Source organism: Phormidium sp. CCY1219 (assembly GCF_035615515.1).
In the GTDB taxonomy this organism is placed as follows: Bacteria; Cyanobacteriota; Cyanobacteriia; order Cyanobacteriales; family Laspinemataceae; genus CCY1219.
Window position 1 is genome coordinate 1 of the sequence record NZ_JAJENT010000657.1, and the last position, 623, is coordinate 623.

The following is a 623-nucleotide window of genomic DNA, read 5'->3' on the forward strand; positions in this document are numbered from 1 at the left end:
GGGGAAAAGCGCCTTTAAAAGTCCGACTTTGGACTCTTTAAGAATCCCTCGGATTTATCCGTAGGGAGTATCAACCATTACTCTGGATTTTTTATGTAATAATACTTCCCAATGTCGCCAAAGATCGGGGATTTCTCCGATACGGTTTGAGTCAAAGGATGTCATAATAACTTTATCCAATTGCGTCGATAAGCAAAACCTCTCTCTCGCCGTTGACTTTTGATTCCTCAGCGACATCCTGTAAATTTAGGCCGATAGAGACCTGCTTTGAAGGCGCGATCGCCGTCGGGATAGCGTAGGGCGCAGCCATCCTCTGCGTCGATCTCCGGGGAAATTTTCTCCACGGGAATCTCTTCCGAGTCCCAGGATGGCATCCCGATGAAACCTCAAACCCCTCCATCGAAATTCACCCGATTCCGATTGGAGTAAAATTTCACAGTAAACCCTGTTAGTAATTGAGTTCTAGAAATCACCATGCAAACTCAATGTCGAACCACTCAAATCGATCGCCAAACCGAGCTGAGCGCGCTCAAGTCCTATTTTATTAGCGTCAGGGACTCCGTAGAAACCAACCCCATGTCTAAAGCCAGGGGCTTGTACTTCTAACCACCTGACCAGCCTAA

At 47.0% G+C, this 623-nt stretch carries 2 protein-coding genes; one reads left to right on the top strand and one right to left on the bottom strand.

What is annotated here, in order from left to right:
• Positions 1–227 precede the first annotated feature (227 nt).
• Positions 228–374 (bottom strand): hypothetical protein, encoded by a 147-nt coding sequence (locus LKK83_RS18920; protein WP_324632835.1) that lies wholly within the window; start codon positions 372–374, stop codon positions 228–230.
• A 100-nt stretch (positions 375–474) separates the two neighbouring features.
• Here LKK83_RS18920 and LKK83_RS18925 point away from each other — a divergent pair, with 100 nt between their 5' ends.
• Positions 475–606: a hypothetical protein gene (locus LKK83_RS18925; protein WP_324632836.1), complete on the top strand. Its 132-nt coding sequence runs from the start codon at positions 475–477 to the stop codon at positions 604–606.
• Positions 607–623: the final 17 nt, after the last annotated feature.

What these genes read in the sequence shown, in the direction of transcription:
- LKK83_RS18920 (WP_324632835.1), bottom strand. Translation starts at nt 374, where the DNA reads ATGCCATCCTGGGACTCGGAAGAGATTCCCGTGGAGAAAATTTCCCCG.
- LKK83_RS18925 (WP_324632836.1), top strand. Translation starts at nt 475, where the DNA reads ATGCAAACTCAATGTCGAACCACTCAAATCGATCGCCAAACCGAGCTG.